The organism is Deltaproteobacteria bacterium HGW-Deltaproteobacteria-6 (genome assembly GCA_002840435.1).
GTDB lineage: Bacteria > Desulfobacterota > Syntrophia > Syntrophales > Smithellaceae > UBA8904.
The window spans coordinates 825836-848722 of the sequence record PHAT01000005.1 but is presented as its reverse complement, the minus strand read 5'-3'; the positions used below and the strand labels follow the sequence as shown (position 1 = coordinate 848722).

General features: G+C 50.8%; 19 protein-coding genes. 7 read left to right on the top strand and 12 right to left on the bottom strand.

All coding sequences use genetic code 11. The annotated features are described in order from the left end of the window. Positions 1 to 134: 134 nt before the first annotated feature. From CVU71_14140 to CVU71_14110, 7 genes are all read right to left on the bottom strand, one after another. On the bottom strand, positions 135 to 1529 hold the full coding sequence (locus tag CVU71_14140) for a Fis family transcriptional regulator (GenBank protein PKN18614.1): 1395 nt from the start codon (positions 1527 to 1529) through the stop codon (positions 135 to 137). Positions 1530 to 1592: 63 nt separating this feature from the next. Next, a complete protein-coding gene (locus CVU71_14135; protein ID PKN18613.1) occupies positions 1593 to 4109 on the bottom strand; it encodes a hypothetical protein in 2517 nt (838 codons plus the stop codon). Next, positions 4099 to 4866: a hypothetical protein gene (locus CVU71_14130; protein ID PKN18612.1), complete on the bottom strand. Its 768-nt coding sequence runs from the start codon at positions 4864 to 4866 to the stop codon at positions 4099 to 4101. The genes CVU71_14135 and CVU71_14130 overlap by 11 nt, the downstream gene beginning before the upstream one ends. 15 nt (positions 4867 to 4881) lie before the next feature. Next, complete coding sequence (locus tag CVU71_14125) at positions 4882 to 5214, bottom strand: cupin domain-containing protein (GenBank protein ID PKN18611.1); 333 nt, start codon at positions 5212 to 5214, stop codon at positions 4882 to 4884. Between the two features lie 270 nt (positions 5215 to 5484). Continuing rightward, entirely contained in the window at positions 5485 to 5919 is a 435-nt protein-coding gene (locus tag CVU71_14120) for a DUF2147 domain-containing protein (protein ID PKN18737.1), read from the bottom strand. A 110-nt stretch (positions 5920 to 6029) separates the two neighbouring features. After that, on the bottom strand, positions 6030 to 6476 hold the full coding sequence (locus CVU71_14115; GenBank protein ID PKN18610.1) for a DUF2147 domain-containing protein: 447 nt from the start codon (positions 6474 to 6476) through the stop codon (positions 6030 to 6032). A gap of 97 nt (positions 6477 to 6573) precedes the next feature. Then, on the bottom strand, positions 6574 to 7791 hold the full coding sequence (locus CVU71_14110) for a 6-phosphofructokinase (protein ID PKN18609.1): 1218 nt from the start codon (positions 7789 to 7791) through the stop codon (positions 6574 to 6576). Between the two features lie 255 nt (positions 7792 to 8046). Between CVU71_14110 and gap the strand changes: the two genes are divergently transcribed. From gap to CVU71_14075, 7 genes are all read left to right on the top strand, one after another. After that, complete coding sequence (gap, locus tag CVU71_14105; GenBank protein PKN18608.1) at positions 8047 to 9045, top strand: type I glyceraldehyde-3-phosphate dehydrogenase; 999 nt, start codon at positions 8047 to 8049, stop codon at positions 9043 to 9045. A 175-nt stretch (positions 9046 to 9220) separates the two neighbouring features. After that, entirely contained in the window at positions 9221 to 10402 is a 1182-nt protein-coding gene (pgk, locus tag CVU71_14100; protein PKN18607.1) for a phosphoglycerate kinase, read from the top strand. Between the two features lie 69 nt (positions 10403 to 10471). Continuing rightward, a complete protein-coding gene (locus CVU71_14095) occupies positions 10472 to 11224 on the top strand; it encodes a triose-phosphate isomerase (GenBank protein ID PKN18606.1) in 753 nt (250 codons plus the stop codon). 111 nt (positions 11225 to 11335) lie between these two features. Beyond that, entirely contained in the window at positions 11336 to 11791 is a 456-nt protein-coding gene (locus tag CVU71_14090) for a flavodoxin (protein PKN18605.1), read from the top strand. A 154-nt stretch (positions 11792 to 11945) separates the two neighbouring features. Then, the gene (locus tag CVU71_14085; protein PKN18604.1) at positions 11946 to 12866 is read left to right on the top strand and encodes a hypothetical protein; all 921 of its coding nucleotides are present in this window, start codon (positions 11946 to 11948) and stop codon (positions 12864 to 12866) included. A gap of 219 nt (positions 12867 to 13085) precedes the next feature. Continuing rightward, positions 13086 to 14474, top strand: coding sequence for a hypothetical protein (locus CVU71_14080; GenBank protein PKN18603.1), 1389 nt, complete (start codon positions 13086 to 13088; stop codon positions 14472 to 14474). Between the two features lie 220 nt (positions 14475 to 14694). Beyond that, positions 14695 to 15207 carry a hypothetical protein gene (locus tag CVU71_14075; protein PKN18602.1) on the top strand — a complete coding sequence of 171 codons (513 nt, stop codon included), beginning with the start codon at positions 14695 to 14697 and terminating at the stop codon, positions 15205 to 15207. A gap of 236 nt (positions 15208 to 15443) precedes the next feature. Here the strand turns inward: CVU71_14075 and CVU71_14070 are convergent, their stop codons facing one another. The 5 genes from CVU71_14070 to CVU71_14050 form a co-directional block, all read right to left on the bottom strand. Then, complete coding sequence (locus CVU71_14070) at positions 15444 to 16268, bottom strand: phosphoribosylformylglycinamidine synthase (GenBank protein PKN18601.1); 825 nt, start codon at positions 16266 to 16268, stop codon at positions 15444 to 15446. Positions 16269 to 16282: 14 nt separating this feature from the next. Next, entirely contained in the window at positions 16283 to 19264 is a 2982-nt protein-coding gene (locus CVU71_14065) for a phosphoribosylformylglycinamidine synthase (protein ID PKN18600.1), read from the bottom strand. A gap of 150 nt (positions 19265 to 19414) precedes the next feature. Beyond that, on the bottom strand, positions 19415 to 19927 hold the full coding sequence (locus CVU71_14060) for a hypothetical protein (GenBank protein PKN18599.1): 513 nt from the start codon (positions 19925 to 19927) through the stop codon (positions 19415 to 19417). 129 nt (positions 19928 to 20056) lie between these two features. Next, positions 20057 to 20716 carry a hypothetical protein gene (locus CVU71_14055; protein ID PKN18598.1) on the bottom strand — a complete coding sequence of 220 codons (660 nt, stop codon included), beginning with the start codon at positions 20714 to 20716 and terminating at the stop codon, positions 20057 to 20059. A 203-nt stretch (positions 20717 to 20919) separates the two neighbouring features. Then, entirely contained in the window at positions 20920 to 22821 is a 1902-nt protein-coding gene (locus tag CVU71_14050) for an ABC transporter ATP-binding protein (GenBank protein ID PKN18597.1), read from the bottom strand. Positions 22822 to 22887: the final 66 nt, after the last annotated feature.

Genomic DNA, 22887 nt, shown 5'->3' with positions numbered 1-22887 from the left:
AATAAGATAGGTTAAAAAATGCATGTATCGGAAGGAAAAATATGTACGGAAGAAAGCTGATTAGTACGGGAAAACCGTTCACCGTACGGTTTTTCCGCAAAACTCAAACACTGAAAAAAATGATAAAATGCGGTTTAGCTTTTTATCGGAATATGATGTTTCCGTAAGATTTCATAGAGCCGTGTCCGACTCAGACCGGAAATCCGGCAGGCCTTTTCAATGTCGCCGCCGGTTGACGCCAGCAGGTCTTCCATGTACTTTTTTTCGACCCGGGCATAAGTGGATTCGCGCAAATCTTTAAGTGTGGGAAAAGGAGCCTGCGTGACAATCTCCGGCTTTTGATTATCCGGCAAATTGCCGCCCTGTGCCAGCTTTATGCGAATCGTGCTGGGCAGATGCTTTTGGAAAAGCGTCGGCGCGGACAAGGCTGCGGCGATGGCCCTTTCAATGGCATTGACCAGTTCCCGCACATTTCCCGGCCAGGTATAGGCAAGCAATGCTTCCTGAAAGTCCGGTGAAAGTTTCTTGGGCTCAATCCGGCTGCGCTGGCAAATCCTGGCCGTGTGGTAAATCGCGATTTCAAACAGATCATCGATATGCTCCCGAAGCGGCGGCGCTGTAAGCGTAACGGAGCGAAGACGAAAAAGAAGATCTTCCCGAAAAAGCCCTTTTTCCACCAATTGTTCCAGATTGCGGTTTGTGGCCGCAATCAAACGAAAATCGCTTTCTATTTCCTTGGAGCCGCCCAGCGGGCGGAAACGATGCTCCTGAAGGACCCTCAGGAAGCTTTTCTGGAGGGTCAGAGGAAGCTCGCCGATCTCATCCAAAAAAAGTGTTCCGCCATGGGCCTGCCTGATGAGGCCTTCGCGGCGCTGATCAGCCCCGGTGAAAGCGCCTTTTTCATAACCGAAAAGAGCGCTTTCCGTCAGGTTCTGCGTAAGGGCCGCGCAATCGACGATAACAAAGCTGCGACCGGCGCGGGCACTGTTTTCGTGAATCGCCTTCGCGAAGAGTTCCTTGCCCGTCCCTGTTTCACCGGTGATTAAAACATTGGCGTCACAGGACGCCGCCTCGGCAATCAGGCTGTAGCAGGCCTTCATCTGTGAACTTCTACCGACAAGACCGCCCAGCTTCAGATTGGCAACCGGCCGTTTTTTTAACTTTTCCTCCCGGTATTGCAGCGCCCTGATCAAGGGAAGCGTCATTGAACTGATCGAAGATGGCTTTTGAATATAATCCCAGGCGCCGCTGTGAATAGCCAGTTCCGCGCCATTCGCCGTTCCGGCGCCGGTCAGAATAATCACTTCCGGCTCGGATGGCGATTCACGAATCTCCGACAATTTGTCCAGTCCGTTGCCGTCCGGCAACCGGACATCAAGAAAAACAACATCGAATGAATCGTTAGCAACAAGTCTCAGGCCTTCCTCAAGGCAATACGCGCAGGAGATGGCATATCCGTCCGCCTTCAGGGCGCTGGACAATAACCGGCAGAACATTTCATCATCGTCGATAATTAAAACTTTCACCATGCACTTAAACCTCTCACTGATATTACCACTTGTAATGGGGCAATGATATGCGGCTGGTATCCATTAGTTGTCCAACAGCCGTCTAACCCGCAACCCTAAATCCTTCAAAAGAAGCGGTTTCATAACAAACTCCCGGATATTGAGTTTTTTCGCCTCCCCCGCAGATATGGAATCGCTGTAGCCTGTGCACAAAATAATCGGGAGCTCCGGACGAATCTTCAGAAGCGCCCGGCTCAAATCAGCGCCGGTCAACTGCGGCATCGTCATATCCGTAATGACCAGATCAAATTTTTCCTGATTTTCCTGAAACAGCCGCAGCGCTTCAGGGCTGCTGGTTGTCGCTGTAATCTGATATCCCAGGTCCTGAAAAAAATTTTTCGCCATCTTCACCAGCATGGCTTCATCATCGACAAAAAGAATTCTCTCATCTCCCCGCAGATTGATGTCTTCCTGATTTTCTCCGGCAGACTGCCGTTCCAAAAGAAGGCGCGGCAGATAGATCATAAAGGTTGTTCCCTGTCCCGCATTGCTTTGAATGCCAATCCCGCCGCCGCAGCTCTTTACAATGCCGTAAACAACAGACAAGCCGAGGCCGGTTCCCTCCCTGGCATTTTTTGTCGTGAAGAAAGGCTCAAATATCCTGTCGCGGATTGCCGGATCAATCCCGCAACCGGTATCCCGCACAAACAATTGAACATAAGGTCCGGGCTGTAAATCCGGATGCGGGGAAGGTCCGGCCGCATCGATGGATATATTGGATAAGCGAACCTCCAGCAAGCCGCTCTGTCCCGTCATGGCCTGCGCGGCGTTCGCGCACAGATTCATCACAATCTGGTGCATTTGCGTCGGATCAGCCTGCACGACAGCCTGCTCGCCGGTAATGTCCTGCTTCATATTGATCGTCGAGGGCAGTGTGGCGCGAAGCAACGTTAATGCTTCTTTGACGATGGGCCTGATATCCATCGGCTTGCTTTCCTGTTCACGCTGGCGGCTGAAGGCCAGAATCTGGTTGACCAGATGCTTTGCCCGTTCGGACGCCTGAAGAACCTCATCAAGATAAGTCTGCCGGACGGCTTTGCGGGTTTCTTTGGCGGCCATCTCCGTGAAACCCATCATGGATGCGAGGATATTGTTGAAATCATGGGCAATGCCGCCGGCCAGCGTGCCGATGGCTTCCATTTTCTGGGCTTGTCTTAAGTGATCTTCCAGACGCTTGTTTTCCTCCGCAACCTTTTTAAGTTCGGTAATGTCGGAAATGACCAGCACCACATGATGATGCCCCCGGTCAACATCGATATAACCGCCGCCTACGTACCCCCACCGCAAAACACCATCCCGGCAAATAAACCGGCGCTGAATATATAAACGATTGAAAGGCTCGACCTTCAGTCTTTTGATATTTTCTGCAACACTGTCCCTGTCTTCCTGCGCAACATAATCCTGATAGTCCGTGCCCGTCAGCTCTTCCACGCCGTATCCCAGCATGGCAGCCATGGCCCGGTTGGCAAACAGAATCCGCCCTTCAATGGTCATTACGATGATGCCGGCGCTGGATGTGTCGACAATACTGCGGAACCTCTCCTCGCTTTGACGAAGATCGTTCTCCATTTTTTTCCGTTCGGTATAATCTTCATAAAAACCGTCATAACAGATAACGCGCCCTTCTTCGTCCCGGGTAACTCTGGCACTGACGGCAATCAGAATTTCCTTCCCGTCTTTCCGGACGCAGGGGACTTCAAATTTGTGGACGGTTCCTTTGGCTTCTAATGCCCGGCGGAAAGACAGCCGGTCGGCCGGGTGGGCATACAGCTGAACGATGTTCGACACATTTTTCATGAAGTCGGCGGGCGTTTCATAGCCGAAGATTCCGGCCATGGCCGGGTTGACACTGAGAATTTTACCCTCCGGCGTGGTTTGAAATATTCCTTCGACGGCATTCTCAAACATGGCCCGGTATTTTTCCTCGCTCTGCCGCAGACTCTGTTCCAGCTGCGCCCGCATGACGGCTGCGCCAATCTGCACCGCAATGGATTCCAGAGCGTTACGGCTCCGGGCGGGAATATCGTGATAAATCCTTGATGCGACATTGAGACAACCGATGATCCGCCCCTTGTTGCCGAAGGGAATCGCGGCGACGGAAGATATCCGTTCATCGATTAATTCATCTGCCCGCATCTCCTCTATGGCTTTTTTATTGAAATAAATGGGATGACCGGTCAGCACCATCCTTGTTCTTTCAGAACCGGCCGTTGATTTTCCGACCCTGATCGTAAAATTTTCGGAAATGCCCACTGTGGAAATCAGATTCAAATCCCCGGTTGTTTGATCCAGCATATAAATGCCGCCTGCATCAAGGCCGGACACGTCCAGCGCCGCTTCAATGCACAATTGCAGCGACTCCTGCAGCGAAGACGCCCTGTCCAGAGCCATCCCCAGATCGCGCTGCATCTTGATCATCTGCTCCATATTTTCCCGTTCGGCAATACCCATTCTATTGCTTCCCGGGGTGCGGGCAGATGGTCCGGTTTCATGGATTTGTTCGGAGCTCATCATCGACCTGTTTTCAGGATTATAGCTCAAACGCGGGTTCTCCCGCCACCGACTGTAAAAGCGCCATCGCGCCGTTTTCCTGTGAAGCCTGACCGCTGATTGCCAGCCAGACGCTTCCTTCCGCGCCGGCTACGCCGCCTGCTGCGACCAGCTGCGCTTGCGCGCCTGTCAGCATGGCAATGGCATCAAGCTCGGTAAATACTTCACCGGGCACGGGCAGCAATCTTGGTCCGTGCGCCCCCGGCTCATTGAGTCCGGCCGCAAGCGCATCCAGATTGCCGGTAATGCGCTTCTCCAGCCCCACCGGAATGATTAATCTCACGCGTCTGCCGAAATAGGCGGGAAGCGATGCGCCGATGGTCCCCGCCTGCGGATGGCCGATCAAAATGGCCGCGCGTCTTGTCTCCAAGTCAACTGCATTGGCGCCTTTCATGATGACATCGCCTTCCTTTAATTCGGAGGCTACATCAAAAATGGTTTTACCTTTTTGCCAGATACCGTCTTGAATCACGACATCTCCCGGGAAAAGGCCTTCATCGGGAAGCCTCCCTGTTTCCGCGGTCGTATGCACGGGCGGCAGCACAATGCCGCGGAAAAACCGGTTGCGCCGGAAATCATTCGCCTGGCCAATCGTGGCAAGCAATTCCTCGGCTGCATAGCCGTTGGTCGTTCCGGCAATAATGACAACCGTTCCGCCTTTCAGCGCGGTGAGCACTTCCGGATGTTTGGCAATACCCTTGCCGATCAAACGTTTTCCCGCCGCCGGCGTCAATGAAAATTGTCTCATGGATGATGTCCTCCCTTATTTTTTATCCGGCAGATAATCTTCCCTTAATGGAGAAAACACTTCCACGGCCACCGAATCCTCGATGATTTCCGCGCTGTGTTCAACATTCATGGGAATGCACCAACTATCACCGGCTTTCGTTTCGTATCGATCGTTACCCACCATGAAAATCATGTGGCCGCTGATCAGATAACCCGTCTGTTCATTGGGATGGGAATGTTTGGGAAGAATGCTGCCCTTTGCCAGCCGAAACTCCGCCAGCAGCGTTCGGTCCCCGTAGATCAGCGTTTTCTGATCTATGCCTTTAATCCGGGAATGATAACCGTCATCGTTTTTCTTATAAAACATCCTTTGCGTCCTTTCCTGCGGACCCGATCGTCGATGGGTTAACAGCCTTTTTCGCAAAAGTACCTCATTTTCCTGAACTTATCAAGACGACATTGAGGGATTCATATAGGATAGTTTACATCGGACACAGACGATGGCAAAAAAAACCCTCAGCCGTCATGCATAGGACTGCTGAGGGTCTGTATGGTTTAATTCAGACTTGCTTTTTTCAAAATTAATTCGTCCATCAAAGCAAAAACCTTGTCAATCTCGGCTTTGTTGCACGGAAGGCTATTTGACCCATATCTGGGTGCGGCATAAAAAGGAAATGCAACCTTTGACCTGCAGTTTTTTTCCACCCTCAATGGCCTTCATCTTGCATTTGTATTCTTTGCCCTTGGCTGGGTCTAAAATCGTTCCACCGGTCCATTCATCTCCGTCATCCTTCATATTTTTTACAATAACCAGGCCTTCAGTCGGTTTATCCTTGTCAGCTCCTGTGCACTTGGTGCAGAGTTTGCCTTTATCTTCGGGACGCAGGAGCTGTGCAATCTTGCCGAAAACCATGCCGTTCTGAGCATAAATTTCTACGATGGATTTCGTCTGCTTTGTCTCATCATCGATGGTCTTCCATTTGCCTACGATCGGGTCGGCGGCCCAGAGACTACTGGTAGTAAAAATGGCAACAGCAATGATCCCTAATATAAATCCGAATTTCATCCTCATTTCCATAATCCTCCATTTCTTATTTTGGTATTGAAAACTACACAAATTAAGCCTCCGTGTCAAGTCTCGGAGGTCCAAAGATCTTCCGATGCAGAAAACATCAGGAGCGACTACTTCACACGCGTCCAGTAGTGGCTCTCGCTGATAAACAGCAGGCTGGCCGTCACCTGCAACTTATCCGGCGATATCAGCACCAGACTGCATTTATATTCTCTGCCTTCGTCAACATCATAAATCTTTCCGCCGGCATACCGGCCTGATTCTTTTTTAAGGTTCCGAAGCACCAGCATTCCCAGCAGAGGTTTGTCTTTTTTATCGTCCTTGCATTTCGTGCACACGGCATTCGCCGGGGCGTTCGAGAGTTTGACGATCTTGCCGTAATAAGTGCCGTCTTTTTCAAATATTTCAATATTTGACCTTTCCTTCCCCTTATCCTTCCCTTTCAGAATCGGCACAGACCATACGCCGGCAATCGACGGATCGGCCGCCTGCAGCAAACCGGAAAAGGCAAACAGTGTAAAAACCGTTATAATAGAAATAAATATTTTTTTCATCATGTCCTCCTGAATGTCAGATGATCCCGCAAAACGCCTGATTTTGTTCCGTCGAGTATATGAATAATACCTTCTTCAGCGCAAGAGGAAATGTGGCTGATCAATCATATTTTCTGAGCTCGAAAAGTTTTTTATTTTGCGTGGAAACGATATTGTAGAAACGGTCCTGGGGAATATAAATATAAGGAACATCCACGTCGCGCCGGTAAAGAAAATGCGACAGAATCAGACGGTTGACCGCCTGGTGGCCGACAATCATAATATTATCCGCCCGCCGGTTGAGGAAAAATGACTTTTTAATTCCCTCCTCAATTCTCGGTTTCATCATCGCATAGCTTTCCCCTTCGGGATACGCGTAAGCGTATTTATTGGCTTCCCTGTCCCGGAAAATCTGCGGCATCTTTTTTTCAATTTCAGCATAGGTCATTTCTTCACACACGCCGGCATTGATTTCATCAAACTCCTTTAGCGCGATAATCCGGCAGGCCTCCTGCATTCGCGCGATGGCTTCCGCCGTTCTTTTCGTTCTTAATTTGCTGCTGGTAAAAATATAGGAAATTCTTTTTTTGGCAAAGAAATGCCCCAGGGCCTCCGCCTGCTCTTTTCCCTTCCGGGTCAGACCGGGATCACCGCCGATCCGGTCCTCGATATTATATTCCGTTTGCGTATGCCGGATCAGAAAGAGATTTTTGACTTCGTCGGTGACCAGGTAATCACGCAGGCGTGCATAAAGGGAAATTGCATCCGTATGCTTCTCTTCGATAATCCTGTTTTGCAGGGAATCCAGGCGGACATAATTCCTTTCCGTCTTCAAAGGGGTATAGATCATCTTATAGTATTCAATTCGTTTCAGAAACTCCGCCTCAGCTTTTTGACATTCCAGATGATTGAATTCCGGCAGTTTCGTTTTTTCCAGAATGCTGAGATTCAGAATATCCTCATCCTCATTGACGCACTCAATAAAGAGAAGAGGATGATTGTTAAGATAGTTTTCAATCATCATCCGGCGGCTGCGGCCCGCGTTGGTCGCATCCAGGATGGCCACCTGCCCGGAATTGCGCAGATAGGCTTTTGCCCTTTCCATGTTCATGCGGGCGAATTTATTCCTGAGTTCCACGGCGGCCGGATTGTTCGGAGAATAAAATTCAGCGCATGACGTTTCGGCAAGCGGCCGGTAAATCCGGCGCAGATTGCCGTTGTTGAATATTCGGGTGTGAATATGATCTTTGTGGAAAGCCTCCCGCAGGCGGATACCCAGCGTGGATTTTCCGCGGGCGGGCAGTCCCATCAGGACAATGTATAATTTTTCATCGCTCATTGAATTCGTATCTCGTATCTCGTCGTTCGTGACTTGTGACTCGTAAGAAACGGTTGCGGCCGCACCGGCTGGTGGCAGGACCGTTCCCTGTATTTTTTCTAACAGATTCATAACCGAACTTCAAGGTGTTCAAATTTTTATTACACGGCCAATACAGGCTCTATCTGTGCTAAACTATTGTCGTTAAAGAGAAATGGGTTGACATCCCACAGGCTTTTGTTTAATCTTTTCCCATTAATTAATGAGGAGAGGAATATGGCCGTAAAAGTTGCAATTAACGGATTCGGAAGAATCGGCAGGCTCGTATTCCGGGCCGGTTATCAATCAAAAGATGTCGAGTTTGTCGCGATCAACGACCTAACGGACCCGAAAACGATGGCCCACCTGCTCAAATACGACTCCGTGCACGGCACCCTGAACGCCGGCGTCCAGTCGACGGCCAATTCCATCATTGTTGACGGCAGGGAAATAAAGGCCTTTGCCATTCGTGACCCGGAGACACTGCCCTGGAGAGATTTAGGCGTCGATGTCGTTCTGGAAAGCACGGGAAGATTCACCGACCGCGCCGACGCGGAAAAACACCTTAAAGCCGGAGCGAAAAAAGTCGTGATTTCCGCGCCCGCCAAAGGGCCGGACGTAACGTTTGTATTCGGCGTCAACTCCGAAGATTACGACAAAAGCAAACATCACATCATCTCCATGGGTTCCTGCACCACCAATTGCCTGGCGCCGATCGTGAAAATTCTGAACGAAGAATTCGGTCTGGAATATGGCTTGATGACAACAATTCATTCCTTTACCAACGATCAGGTGGTGCTCGACGAGGCGCATAAGGATTTGCGGCGGTCGCGCGCCGCCGCTCTTTCCATGATCCCGACCACAACAGGCGCGGCCCGGGCTATTGCGGAAGTCATTCCCGAAATGAAAGGCAGGCTCGACGGCCTGGCCATTCGCGTTCCTACGCCCAATGTATCACTCGTCGATTTTGTAGCGACTTTGTCGCGCGAAACCAGCAAGCAGGAAATCAACGAAAAGCTCAAAGAGTATTCACAGAAATCGATGAAGGGCATTCTGTCTTACTCGGAGGAAGAACTGGTATCCCGCGATTTTAACGGCAATCCGCATTCATCGATTGTGGATTTGCCCAATACGATCGTCATCGGAGGCAAAACGGTAAAAATACTTTCATGGTATGACAATGAGTGGGGCTTCTCCAATCGCATGCTGGAGCTTCTGTCGTTCATCATGAAGTAAGAAACCTGCACAACTCTGGATATAAATTTAAATAGTTTTTGTCATTCCGAATCCTGATTGACCGGGATGAGGAATCTTAAGGTCCCGCGCCATACCCGGGACTTGGATTTCTCCCCCCGGTCCTGCCACCGGCAATGAGGGTCGAAATGGCCATTCAAAATATTTTAGAGAGGTAATAGACATGAAGTACTTGGATCAGATTGATGTCAGCGGAAAGAAGGTATTGGTGCGGGTGGATTTCAACGTACCGATGGACAAAACAGGCAAAGTTACGGACGATACCCGCGTCCGGGCAAGTTTAGCCACAATCAACTATATCCGGGAAAAAGGCGCCAGAGTCATTGTCACCTCTCATCTCGGACGCCCCAAGGGCAAGCCGGTTCCCGAATTTTCGCTTTCGCCTGTCGCCCCGATTCTGGCCTCGCTTTTAAAAACAGATGTTCCCTTCATTGATGATTGCATCGGTGAAAAAGCCCGGCAGGCCGCGGCCGCGATGAAGGCAGGCGATGTCATCCTTCTCGAAAACCTGCGGTTTCACCCGGGTGAAGACAAAAACGACGATGCGTTTGCCGAGGAACTCGCCAAACTTTGCGATGTCTATATTAATGACGCGTTTGCCGTATCCCATCGCGCGGCTGCATCCAATACCGCCATCACCAAATTTGTGCCCGTGTGCGCCGCGGGCTTTCTCTTGAAAAATGAAATCGAATATTTCAATCAGGCCATGGGCAATCCCGCGCGGCCACTGGTCGCCATCATTGGCGGGGCCAAGGTATCCGATAAGATCAAGGTTCTGGAAAATGTCATTGATAAAGTGGACCGCCTCATCGTGGGCGGCGGCATGGCCTTTACCTTCCTGAAAGCTCAGGGCTTCAATGTCGGCAAGTCCCTGTGTGAAACAGAGATGCTGGACCTGGCCGTAAAGATCATGGACAAAGCCAAAGCTAAAAACGTGCAGTTTCTCCTGCCGGTAGATGCCGTCATCGCGCAGGCTCCGGCGGCGGACGCGCCAACAAAAGTGGTCGCCGTTGCCGATATCCCGGATGACTGGATGGGGCTGGATCTGGGCCCCGCCACAATCGCGGCTTTTTCGGATGCGGTCAAAACGGCCAAAACGATTGTCTGGAACGGCCCTCTGGGCATGTTTGAACTCGCCCCGTTTTCCGCGGGCACCTTTAAACTGGTCGATGCGGCGGTCGCATCCGGCGCGCTGACGATTGTCGGCGGCGGCGATACCGATACCGCCATTCACAAGACCGGAAAGAGCGATAAAATATCCTACATTTCCACCGGCGGCGGCGCGTTTCTGGAGCTTTTGGAAGGCAAAATTCTGCCGGCAGTGGCCGCGCTCGGATAACCACCTTGCAGCAAACTGCGGTGAATTGACGCTCGTCCCGCCGAAGCGGGATGAAATCGGAGGACACAAATGAGAAAGTGGATTGTTGCCGGCAACTGGAAAATGCACAACACAATCAGTGAATCCGTTGCCCTGGCACAGGCAATTAAAGAAGGCACAACCGGCTTAACGCGCGGCGAGGTCGTTTTGGCCCCGCCTTTTACCGCGCTTTCTGCCGTAAGCGAATCCATCAGGGGTTCCGCAGTAACACTGGCCGCGCAAAACATGTACTACGAGAGCAAGGGCGCATTCACCGGCGAAATTTCGCCTCTGATGCTGAAAGATGCCGGATGCACATACGTGATCATCGGCCACTCCGAGCGCCGTAAATACTTTAACGAAAGCGATGAGCAGGTTAATCTGAAAGTAAAAAAAGCGCTGTCCGTCGGATTAACGCCGATAGTTTGCGCAGGCGAAACGGATGGTGAAAGGAACAAAGGCATCACCGAGGCGGTTGTCAACCGCCAGGTCAGCAAAGCACTCGATGGCGTCGGTGTTGAAAAGATAAATCATCTGGTCATCGCCTATGAACCGGTCTGGGCAATCGGAACAGGCCGAGTGGCCACCCCGGAACAGGCCGAGGATGTTCACGATTTCATTCGCCGCCTTCTCGTTGAAATCTATGGCTGCATGGCGGCTGACACCCGTATTCTTTACGGCGGCAGCGTGACGCAGGACAGTATCGCCGAGTTGATCGCGATGGAAGACATCGACGGCGCGCTGGTTGGCGGCGCATCGTTGAACGCGGAAGGCTTTTTGGGCATTATCAATAAAATGCCTTAACCAATTTGCATCTGCTATTGAGGCATCGTCTTTTTTGCAGGGAACGGTCAGCCCGTCCGGCCATCGTTCCCTGCACGAGATACGCTTCACGAGCGGCGAGATACGTGTTTCATGACTAAAATATTAATCGTTTATCACTCCCAGACAGGCCACACCAGACAGATGGCCGATGCCGTAGCTGAAGGCGCGAAAGCCATTGACGGGGTCGAAGTGATTTTTAAAAAGGCCGCCGACGCCACGCTCGAAGACCTGCTTGCCTGTGACGGATTTGCTTGCGGCACACCGGAAAACTTCGGCTATATGTCCGGCATGATCAAGGATTTCTTTGACCGGACCTACACGGATGCCCAGGACAAGGTTTTCCGCAAGCCTTTTGTGATCTTCATCAGTGCGGGCAACGACGGATCGGGTGCGCAGAGAGCCATTGAACGCATCGCCCTGGGCTACAAGTTCAAACCCGTCTTTACACCCGTTATCGCCAAAGGAAAAATCACCGAAGAAATCCTGGAACAATGCCGTGAACTGGGCGGGACGCTCGCCGGCGGCTGCGCGATGGGAATCTACTGAAAATGTTCTGCTTCCAACAGCACTCATCTCAAGTCAAAGCAAAAGTTTTTATCACTTCGGCACCCGTATGATATAATTTCATTTAAGCATTTCTTTTTTCCTTGCAGATGTTGTACAATACCGCCTGAGAAACGGTATAAGGAAAGCAGCCATTATGAAAATAGTCAGTATTGCCATCGCGGCACTGTTTATCGCCACCTGTTTTTTCAATCACATGGCCATAGCGGAAAGTAAGGCTGCCGGAGAAAGGGAACTGACCGGCAAAGAAATCACAAAAGATAAAACCGGCAAAAGGGCTGAGGGGAAAAAGAAGAGAAGAGGGAAAAAGCAAAAGCCGGTCATCACGGATAGCATTGAAAAAAGGGAAGCCACTCTGAAGGCATCCTTTCTTCGGGCCGGAATCAGCCAGGCGGATATAGATGAAATTTTTTCCGACGAGCGGATCGAGCTATACCACAATATTTATCCGCCGCCGGTGGCCAATGGGGGCGGGACGAAAAAAAAGAAACTGAGTTACTTCGATGAGGAATTCGGCCTGCTCAAACCGGAGTCCATTGAATCCGGTAAAAAATTAATAGCGGCCAACAAAGAGCTCTTTGAGAAGATCGAAAGTCTCTACGGCGTTCCGGCCAGCTATATCGTGTCCATTATCAGAATAGAAACCGCTTTCAAAGAGCATCTCGGGAAGTACGGCGTTTTCAATTCCCTGTACACGATGTCCATGCTCAGCAAAAGAGCCAAACGCGTTCAAATGGCCAACAGAGAACTTGTCGTCTGGGTAAAGATGTGCAAGCGAAAGGGCATGGATCCCTTTGCCATGAAAGGTTCCTGGGCAGGCGCCTTCGGCATTCCCCAGTTCATGCCGTCCTCGTATATCATCTTTGCCGTGGATAATAATGGCGACGGAATAATCGATCTGCATGACTATCCCGATGCTTTTGCCAGCATCGCCAATTACCTGCATCGCGTGGGCTGGAAAACAGGCAATGAGAGGAAAATGCGGCGGGCGGTTTATAGTTACAACCATGAAAAAGCTTACGTCAACGCCGTCTTTGCTTACGCCGAGAGCATTTGAAAGATCAGCCGCTCACCACGCTCCGGCTGATTTTTTCATTGCGCCTTTCCAATCGTTATCCTTCCGTCCGACATCCGGCCGCTCCTGCAACTTTCCCCTTGTCTGATTTTAAGAATTTGATAAAATGGCCGTAAATAAATTAGCCGCTGCCGGAAAAGGAGGTGCCCTTACCCAAATTCTCAATTCCATAACTCAAAACTTCAGCCGAGGAGCGATCTCATGACGAACGGGAAAAAAGCTAAAGCACAGGCTATCGCGGAAGAAACGGTAAAAGCGTCGGGTAAAGTTCCGGAGAAATATTTTGTGGTGGATACCAGCGCTCTGGAATACGGCATGGATGTATTTGAAAAATTGCGTCAGGGAGGCCGCAACTGCGTGTTGTTTCCTTACGCGACATGGGAGGAACTGGACAGCCACAAAACCGGCAACGATTTCAAGGCAGACATCGCGCGCAACGTCATCCGGAACGTGCGCAATCTTTTTCGGGCAAAAGACCATTCCGTCCGCTTCTTTCATTACGATTTTAATCTGATCAAAGACGCCGATCTCCAGATCGACAACAACGATCACTGCATTATCGCCACCGCGCTCAACGCCAAAAAGAAATTACATAAATCAAAAGTCATTCTCGTCACTCAGGACGCGGCGCTCGAAACGCTGGCGCTGAATTTCGGCCTTGATGTCCAGTCCGTCAAAATGGATCAGACGGATGTCAAACAGCATCACACCGCCCGCACCACCATCAACCTTCAGCGCGAGTGGATTTCCGACAAAACGTTTCCGCTGAAACTTCCCGAAACCAAACTGGCCTTACAGCTGGACCAGGTCCGGTTAAACGAGGGAATCGTCTGCTACTGCGACATCGACGGCGTCTGGGGGCCCGCCTTTGCCGCCGTGCGGAAGGGCGATTATTTCCGCATCGTCGAAAGAGATATTCATCTGCTGGGCGTGAGGCCCAGATCCAACAACGGGGACATCAACTGGGGCCAGTTCATCGCGATGGATTTGCTGCGCGACGCGGCCGTCCCCCTGGTTGCGCTGACCGGCAAGGCCGGCACCGCCAAGACTTTTCTGGCGCTCCTGGCCGCTTTTGAACAGGCGTCGCACTATCGCCAGATCCTCGTCAGCCGTGCCACCATACAGCTGGGCAACAAAGACCGGCTGGGTTATTCTCCGGGCGATATTGACGCGAAGATGAAACCCTGGATGCACCCGATTGACGACAACATCAACGCCATTAAGGAACTGGTCGACGCAAAAATGAAGGACAAGATCAACGAATGGCTGACCAACGGGAAGATCGAAATCATGGATCTGGACAAAATCCGGGGCCGTTCCATTCAGAAATGTTTTGTGATTGTCGATGAGATTCAGAATCTTCCGCCGTCGCATGTTAAAGCCATCGCGACGCGCGGCGGCGAAGGCACCAAGATGGTCTTCACCGGAGATTTCTCCTATGACCAGATTGACGTGCCGTGGCTCGACGAGCGCTCCAACGGGCTTTCCGTACTCAATGCCAAAATGACCGGGAGCCGCCTGTTCGGAAGCGTACACCTGGACCAGGCGATCCGTTCGGAGCTCACCAAGGAAATTCTGGAGCGCTGGTAAACAGAAATCCGGATTCCGCCTCCCCGGCGGTGAAGCGGAAAAGGCCCGGGTTCAAATCAGCCGGATATTTTAAGAGTATTCATCCGCTGGACTTGTAACGGCGGCCAACTTTACCTTGACAGGCAAATGTCTATTCCTTTATATTTGCGGAAATGAGAACGACTTGCTTGTCAGGAAACTACTTTTTCTTTCGTTTAACCATCTGCCGAAGGTACCGATCATGAGAAAAACAGCCATCGTATCAGCCCTTATTTTTATCAGTTTATGCTTTGCCTGCGCCCCCATTAAGGGAATCCTGAACTTTTCCCCGTCCTCAGCGCAGCCCGAAAGATACAGACCGGCTGCCTACGATGTTGTCTATGCTCAAAATGTTGCCGTATATGAAAACCTGAATCGTCTGGTCAAACAAAAATTGCAGGAGCAGATTGACAAGCTTGCGGCAGCGAGTCCTGACCGGAAAAAAGTAAAGCTGTCCATTACAATTACCCAGGTTGAAACACCCTCGATTTATGACATTGCGCAAGCAAATATCCGGTCTCCATTCGTTTCCGCCAGTAAAATGTCGGGGGAAGTCATTGTTTATTACGAGGGGGCGCCGATAGACAAACATCAGGTATCCGCTACCTGCCCCAATCTTTGGCCGTATTTATCTTCTTCGGAAATGGAAGACGGGATAGCCGGAGAATTCGCGGATCAGGTCATGGATAAATTCAACCTGCCTTACAAAAACTAGTGCCTGCCTGCGAAAATTAGTTGTCATTTCGAAGAAACGAAGTGACTGAGAAATCTTATATATCTTTAAAAAGATTTCTCCCCAGGGTCGAAATAACAAAAACAGCGATAGGATAATCTATTTTTTTACGGCGGATGAATATGGCTGCACCACATCGCGTGCCGGGATAGCATCAGGCCACCAGGGGACACCGGACGGGTTCTCTCTGAGTAAAGTGCTCTTGTCCGTCCGGGATATTAGAATGCTTTTCCCCTGATAAATTGAACAGCGTTTTTAAAGATGGCCAAGCCCTGGCCTTCTTCCGGCAGATCTTCTCTTGTCCAGCGGGGATGGTTGGTGCGGTGCAGAAAAGCTTCGGGATGCGGCATCAAACCGAAAAGCCTGCCTGATTCATTGCAGACGGCGGCAATGGCCCGGACTGAGCCGTTGGGATTCGCCGGGTAATCCATCGTCATGGAACCCTTCGCGTCGCAATACTGAAACGCGACAAGATTTTTCTTTTCGATTGCTTCCAGAACGGCGTCGCTTTCCGGCACAAATTTTCCTTCGCCGTGCCGGACGGGATAATACACCTTGTCAATACTGCGTGTGAAGACGCAGGGGCTTTGCGCGTTGGCTTTCAGATATACCCAGCGGTCTTCAAATCGTCCCGAATCATTATGGGTAAGCGTTGTGCTTTGTTTTGTAAAGTTGCCGCCAAGCGCCGGCAGCAATCCCAGCTTTACCATCAGTTGGAAGCCATTGCAGACGCCCAGAATCAGGCCGCCCGCGTTGATGAATTTGAGCAGTTCTTCGATCAGCATTTCGTTTGCGCCGGCAATAGGCGCGTGCAGAAAGCGGTTGGCGCCGGCCTTGGCCGACCCCAGGTCGTCGCCGTCGAGGAATCCGCCCGGCAGGTTCAAAAAGTTGTAATCCGACAAACGCTTTTCGCCGAAGAGCAGTTCACTGATATGCACGATGTCGATTTTGTCGGCTCCCGCCAGTTTGCAGGCATGCGCCATTTCCATTTCACAGTTGGTGCCGTTGCCGGTAAGGACGATCGCTTTTACTTTGTTGGCCATTGTATAAATCCTGTCTAAAAATTAAGCGGCTTCTGCCACGCATCTTTGAGTTTGCTGATTTTTTCCCTGATGATCAGCTTGCCGTTAAGTCCCGTCACCTGAAAGAGTCCGTCGCCCGCGACAAAGCCGATTTCATTCAGTACGTTTCCGGCCATGATCTTTTCAAACCGGCTTTGATCTTGCGGATGAATGGTAACCACAAAGCGGCTGGCCGTCTCTGAAAATAAGATATAGTCGTTGCGCTTTTTCCCGTTGTAAGGGACATCCCGCAAATCGATATTCATCCCCAGACCGCCCGCAAACGCGGTTTCGATGAGCGCAATGCCCAGGCCCCCGTCGGAGCAATCATGACAGGAGGCAACAAGCCCCGCCCCGATCGCTTTGTGCAGGGCGCGGTATTTTTTAATGGCCTTCTTGACATCCACCTGCGGCACTTTGTTGCCGACGGCGCCATTTTGCGCAAACCATTCGGAGCCGCCCAGTTCATCTTGCGTTTCACCGATCACGTAAACCAGATCCTGAGGGCGCTTGGCGTCCATCGTCACGGCTTTGCGGACATCCTTGATTTTGCCGATGACGGAATAAAGCAGCGTCGGCGGAACGGAAATTTTCGTTTTGCCGATAGAGTAGTCGTTTTTCATGCTGTCTTTGCCGGAAATACAGGGCACGCCATAGGCGGTGGTGTAATCATAAATCGCCATATTGGCGCGCACCAGCTGGGCGAGCTTGTATTCGCCGTCAGGCGTCTTGGCCGATTGCACGGGATCGCACCAGCAGAAGTTATCCAGCCCCGCCAGATGATCCAGATCAGCGCCGACCGCCACGGCATTGCGGATGGCTTCATCAATCGCACAGGCCGTCATGTGATAGGCGTCGATATCGCTGTAACGCGGGCAGATGCCGTGCGCCACAACCACGCCTTCCATCGAATCCAGGAGCGGCCGCACAATGCCCGCGTCCGACGGGCCGTCGTTTTGCGCGCCCACCATGGGTTTCACCACGGAACCGCCCTGAACCTCATGATCATACTGACGGACAACGGATTCTTTGGAACAGATATTCAGACGCGTCAGCATCTGCATCAGCGCTTTGTTCATGTTGGCCGGTTCGGCAAATTTCGGTTCGGCATTTTTCGGCGCAATCCATTTGGCCTGCAGCTTCAGCTGCGGAACGCCGTCATGCATAAATTCCATATCCAGATACGCTACGGTCTTTGCACCATAGCGGCAATGAAATTTCCCGGATTTGGTAAACTTACCCATGGCCGTGGCTTCCACGCCCATCTTGCGGGCCAGTTCCATGAACTTGTCGACTTTTTTGGGATCGACAGCCAGGGACATGCGCTCCTGCGCCTCCGATACCAGAATTTCCCAGGGCTGAAGGCCCGCGTATTTCAGGGGAGCCAGCGACAAATCAATTTCGCAGCCGCCAGAATAAGTGGCCATCTCCCCGATTGACGAAGAAAGACCGCCCGCGCCGTTATCAGTCAGCGCACGATACAGGCCGCGGTTGCGGGCGACGAGCAGAAAGTCCGTCATTTTCTTTTGGGTGATCGGATCGCCGATCTGCACGGCTGTGACGGGTGATCCTTCGTGGAGTTCCTCGGAGGAAAACGTCGCGCCGTGAATGCCGTCTTTGCCGATTCTGCCGCCGGTCATGATGATGACATCGCCGGGTTTGATTTCCTTGCCGTGCGTCGGTTTGCCGTTCAGCTTCGCGGGCATGATGCCGGCGGTGCCGCAATACACCAGGGGTTTGCCTAAATACCGTTCATCAAAAACCAGGCTGCCGTTGACTGTGGGGATGCCGCTCTTGTTGCCGCCGTGCTCCACGCCTTCGCGGACGCCTTCGTAAATGCGGCGGGGATGCAGAATGCGGGGCGGCAGCTTCTTCTTGTGAAAGGGCGAGGCAAAGCAAAACACATCCGTGTTGAAAATCAACTTTGCGCCCAGGCCCGTCCCGAACGGGTCGCGGTTGACGCCGACAATGCCGGTCAGCGCGCCGCCGTATGGATCAAGCGCGGAAGGCGAATTGTGCGTCTCCACTTTAAAAACCAGATTATGATCGTCGTTGAATTTAATGATGCCCGCATTATCCACAAACACGGAAAGGCAGAAATCCTTCTTGCCCTTGGCCTTGCGGATTTTAGCGGTCGAACCTTTAATATATTTTTTGAAAAGCGAATCAATCTTCAATTGATTGCGGCCGTCGGTATAATCGATCCGGCTGTTAAATATTTTATGTTTGCAGTGTTCCGACCAGGTTTGCGCCAGGCATTCCAGTTCCACATCGGTGGTGTTTTCATCCAGTCCGAATTTTTTGCGGGCTTTGATTACGGCGGGATTCTGATAATAAGCCTGAATCTTCTGCATCTCTTCCAGATTCAGGGCCAGCAGTTTTTCCTGGCTGATTTTCAAAAGGCCCTGCGCGTCGACTGCCGCCAGATTGATTTCAGCCACCTGCGGTTCGTCTTTGCCCATCACCTGCGGAACGAAGGCCGGGAGGCCTGCTTTAAAATCGAAGTCGCTTGCGGAAATCACCTGATGGCGCTCGATGAGGTCATTAGCCAATAAACCGGAGCCGATTTTTTCCGCATCCGCCTGAGAAATTTTTCCGCTGATCAAATACTGGCGGGAAGTATAAACACTGACCTTCCGCTCGCCAAGATTGTCGCCAAGCAATAGCGTGACGGCTTCGCGCGCGGTTTTGCCGACGTTGTCGGTCACGCCGGGGCGAAAGCCGACTTCGATGAGCCAGTCGAAATTTTTCGCCAGCGGCCGGTTAATGGAAAACTCCTGAATGACCGGATCGGAAAGAGGCCCTTTGGCCGCTTCCTGCAACTCGGCGGCGCTGAGCTCTCCGGCGATGGTATAAACTTCAATCGTAGCCACACGGGCCACGGCCAGCGCCAGATTATCGATGATACGCTTTTTGGTCTTTTCGCCCAGAGCGTCGCGAATGCCGACTTTAAAACCCACTTCAATTCTATCTGCCATGATTTACCTTGTTTTATCGAATACTTTGATCTGTCTGTTTTTTACTAGACGGTGTTTGTATACTCAAAAGATGTAAATTATGCAACTTACAAATATGTGCGCAAAAACAATGCAGAATTGTTGCTATTTCGACTTTAAATGGCAAACCGGCTATTTGCTGTCGGAAAGCGCCGCACGCAAAACATCGGAGACCGCGTCCTTGTGCTCCACCAGAATGACTTTAATGGCGGCGCTTCTGCCGGTGATTAATTGTCCCAGTTTCTTGCTGTCGATGTCCAGCTGGCAGCCCAGGATCCGGAGATGGTGCTCGGTGAGGGTCTGCTCGATATGGCGGTAAAGGCGCTCCACGCCGTCATTGGAAAACAACAGCAGGCGGGAGATGCGATCCTGCTGCGGCGATTTTGTTTTTTGCAGCATCTCATCGATGCCTTTTTTTTCTGAGGCGAGCTTGTCGAAAATATCATCAAACCCGAAGCGGACGCGTCTTTGCATCCTGGCCCTCTTAATCGCCTCGACAAGCGCTTTGCTGGCATTCAGCACCGGCACTTCCATTTTGCCTTCCGCCCCAAGCCTGGTTTGCCGCGCACCAAGCGCCTCGCGGATTTTTTCCGCGCTGCCTTCGGCCTCCAATTGACGGGGGAAGTTCATATTTTTTAGATTCATATTGATTTTATCCGGTTGGTGCGTATTTTTCTCATACACCTACTATCAAACAACTTTTAAAAGTCCTGACGGTGTGAGTTACAATTTAAAAGATGCAAGGGAAAGCTGAGCCGAAGCGTCTTGTTAGCATTAAAATGCCTCATCGCTTTCAATGTCCCTTACTCCAGATTCTTTAGAACATACAAAATACTTAGCTTTGCCAAAACTCAATCTTGAACACTCGATCATAACAATTATTTCGTTCTGTTTTTTTCCTTTTTTTGTGTGTACTTCGATTTCGCAATTGACCTTGTCTCGTACAATTTCATAATATTGAACATCGTCGAGGATAGCTTCAATTTCCTCATAGGATTTTGCTCTCCATATCGCCTCTTCGCTGATAAGTAGAGCGTCAATTGGCCTCGTATTAAAATCCAGTTTATTACAAATTATTTCTTCTTTATCTTTCTTTTTCATTAGATGCATTTGATCATGCGCATATTGCCAGAATTTTGGTGACAAGATATTGAATATTTCATAAATAGCTGAGGCCCTAATTGATTCGTTTTCTATAATGTTTGAATTTATTATTTGAAGAAATTTAAGGATCAGCATTAAAGGCGCAAAAAAAACAATAAGGATTAATTGAAATGCGGTGAGAAATAACCAGCTAATAACCTTCAGTAATTTATGAACAGTCAAGTCTATTTTACTTTGATAGAGGCGCTCAAATGATTTAAGAAAAAGAGGAAGTAATAAATTGGAGAGTATCCATATTGCCCCTATCCAAATCAAAGTATTTTTCGTCATAATTGTTTAAAGCCAAGAACTAATATAATTGATTTAGTTGTTTTGATTTTCAGTTCAAATCTACTCTAATTAAGGTAGATTTGAAAGATAAAATTTTAAATAAGATCAATGATTATCACTTGAAATATAATACGTCTGTGAAGAATTTACATGCTCAACTACAGGAAGTCCGCATCAACCGAATGAACCGCATTTTATACTTTCTAAGTGGAAAACTTTGCTGCCATTTCTTCCAACTCATCCCAGCGGGCGTATGCCTTTTCCAGATTTGCCTCCAGCGCGGCAAGCTGATTGTTGACATCCAGCACGCGGGAGGGATTGTTGGTTTTATATAAATCAGCGGAATTCAGTAATTCCACAAGCTGCTCTTTTTCTTTTTCCATCTTTTCGATTTTTTGCGGCAGTTCTTCCAGTTCTTTTGTTTCCTTGAAAGACAGCTTTGATTTTTCTTTCGGCTGTTTTTCTTTTTTAGCCTTCGTTTCTTTTGCCGCCGGTTTCGACTGTGTGTTCACGCAGGCGCGCTGTCTGAGCCAGTCGTCATAGCCGCCGACATATTCCTGCAGGCGCCCTTCGCCCTCCAGAACGATTGTGGAGGTGACGACATTGTTGAGAAACGTTCGGTCATGGCTGACCAGTAATATGGTGCCTGTGTATTCCAGCAGGCGATCCTCCAGAAGCTCCAGTGTTTCCGCATCGAGATCATTGGTGGGTTCATCCAGCACCAGCACATTGGATGGCGTGGCAAAAAGCCGGGCCAGAAGCAGCCGGTTGCGCTCGCCGCCGGAAAGAGAGGCCACCGGCGACTTAATCTGCTCGGGCGGAAAAAGAAAATCCTGCAGATAGCCGACAATATGGCGGGGCATACCGTTGATGAAGACGGTGTCGTTGCCGCCGGCAATATTATCCCGCAGGGATTTACTATCGTCAAACTGCGCGCGCAGTTGATCAAAGTAGGCAATCGCAATCCCCGTGCCCAGTCTGATTTTCCCGCCTGATACGGGAAGTTCACCGAGCAGTACTTTGAGCAGCGTGGTCTTTCCGGAGCCGTTGGGCCCGATGATGCCGATTTTATCGCCGCGAATAATCGTGGTGGAAAAAGAATCGATGATTTTTCTATTGTCATAGGCAAAGCTGATTTTGTCGGCTTCCACAACCAGCTTGCCGCTGCGCTCGGCTTCCTGAATGGCCAGTTTCACGCTGCCTTCGCGCTCGCGCCTGCGGGCACGCTCCTCGCGCAGCACCATAAGCGCCCTCACCCGGCCTTCATTGCGCGTGCGCCGTGCTTTAATGCCCTGACGCACCCAGACTTCTTCTTTGGCCAGTTTTTTATCGAATGTCTGCCACTGGCTTTCCTCCGCCTCCTGCATAGCCTGACGCCGTTCCAGGTAAGTCGAATAATTGCAGGCAAAGGAAAACAGCTTGCCGCGGTCTATTTCCACAATGCGCGTGGCGATTTTCTGCAGAAATGTCCGGTCGTGCGTGACAAACAAAATGGTCTTGTCGTAATTTTGCAGAAACTCTTCCAGCCAGAGAATGGAATGGATATCCAGATGGTTGGTGGGTTCATCCAAAAGCAGAATATCCGGCTCACTCACCAGCGCGCGGGCCAGCAGCACCCGCCGCTTCATGCCTGCCGAAAGCAGACGAAATTCGGCATCTGCGTCAAGCGATGTGCGGGAAATCACGGCCTCGACTTTCTGGGAATACTGCCAGGCGCCTGCCGCTTCCAGTTGGTGGTGAACCCGTTCCATTTTTTTCAGAAGATTCTGATCATTGCTCCGGGTTAACTGCACGGAGAGATCGTGATATTCATGCAGCAAATCCAGGTGCTGCTGATCGCCCGCGGCAACCACATCATAGACCGTGCCCGGCAGATCCTCAATGTCCTGGGGCATGAGCGCCACGCGCACATCGCCGCTGCCGCTGATTTCCCCCGCATCGGGAACCAGATCCCTGTTCAGCAGTTTCATCAGCGTGGACTTGCCCGAGCCGTTTCGTCCCAGAAGCCCGATGCGTTCGCCCGCTTCGATCTGGAGCGATGCCCTGTCAATAAGCTGCGGCCCGCCAAAGCTGATGGAAATGTTATTGATCCAAAGTAAAGCCATAGAAACGGACCATGTCATAGTCGATTGGAGCGGGCAAGCGGATTTTTTACGGGGGGGGGATCGATG

What these genes read in the sequence shown, in the direction of transcription:
- CVU71_14130 (PKN18612.1), bottom strand. Translation starts at nt 4,866, where the DNA reads ATGAGACAATTTTCATTGACGCCGGCGGCGGGAAAACGTTTGATCGGC.
- gap (PKN18608.1), top strand. Translation starts at nt 8,047, where the DNA reads ATGGCCGTAAAAGTTGCAATTAACGGATTCGGAAGAATCGGCAGGCTC.
- CVU71_14060 (PKN18599.1), bottom strand. Translation starts at nt 19,927, where the DNA reads ATGAATCTAAAAAATATGAACTTCCCCCGTCAATTGGAGGCCGAAGGC.
- CVU71_14080 (PKN18603.1), top strand. Translation starts at nt 13,086, where the DNA reads ATGACGAACGGGAAAAAAGCTAAAGCACAGGCTATCGCGGAAGAAACG.
- CVU71_14075 (PKN18602.1), top strand. Translation starts at nt 14,695, where the DNA reads ATGAGAAAAACAGCCATCGTATCAGCCCTTATTTTTATCAGTTTATGC.
- CVU71_14095 (PKN18606.1), top strand. Translation starts at nt 10,472, where the DNA reads ATGAGAAAGTGGATTGTTGCCGGCAACTGGAAAATGCACAACACAATC.
- CVU71_14065 (PKN18600.1), bottom strand. Translation starts at nt 19,264, where the DNA reads ATGGCAGATAGAATTGAAGTGGGTTTTAAAGTCGGCATTCGCGACGCT.
- CVU71_14055 (PKN18598.1), bottom strand. Translation starts at nt 20,716, where the DNA reads ATGACGAAAAATACTTTGATTTGGATAGGGGCAATATGGATACTCTCC.
- CVU71_14070 (PKN18601.1), bottom strand. Translation starts at nt 16,268, where the DNA reads ATGGCCAACAAAGTAAAAGCGATCGTCCTTACCGGCAACGGCACCAAC.
- CVU71_14090 (PKN18605.1), top strand. Translation starts at nt 11,336, where the DNA reads ATGACTAAAATATTAATCGTTTATCACTCCCAGACAGGCCACACCAGA.
- CVU71_14140 (PKN18614.1), bottom strand. Translation starts at nt 1,529, where the DNA reads ATGGTGAAAGTTTTAATTATCGACGATGATGAAATGTTCTGCCGGTTA.
- CVU71_14050 (PKN18597.1), bottom strand. Translation starts at nt 22,821, where the DNA reads ATGGCTTTACTTTGGATCAATAACATTTCCATCAGCTTTGGCGGGCCG.
- CVU71_14120 (PKN18737.1), bottom strand. Translation starts at nt 5,919, where the DNA reads ATGAGGATGAAATTCGGATTTATATTAGGGATCATTGCTGTTGCCATT.
- CVU71_14115 (PKN18610.1), bottom strand. Translation starts at nt 6,476, where the DNA reads ATGATGAAAAAAATATTTATTTCTATTATAACGGTTTTTACACTGTTT.
- CVU71_14085 (PKN18604.1), top strand. Translation starts at nt 11,946, where the DNA reads ATGAAAATAGTCAGTATTGCCATCGCGGCACTGTTTATCGCCACCTGT.
- CVU71_14125 (PKN18611.1), bottom strand. Translation starts at nt 5,214, where the DNA reads ATGTTTTATAAGAAAAACGATGACGGTTATCATTCCCGGATTAAAGGC.
- CVU71_14110 (PKN18609.1), bottom strand. Translation starts at nt 7,791, where the DNA reads ATGAGCGATGAAAAATTATACATTGTCCTGATGGGACTGCCCGCCCGC.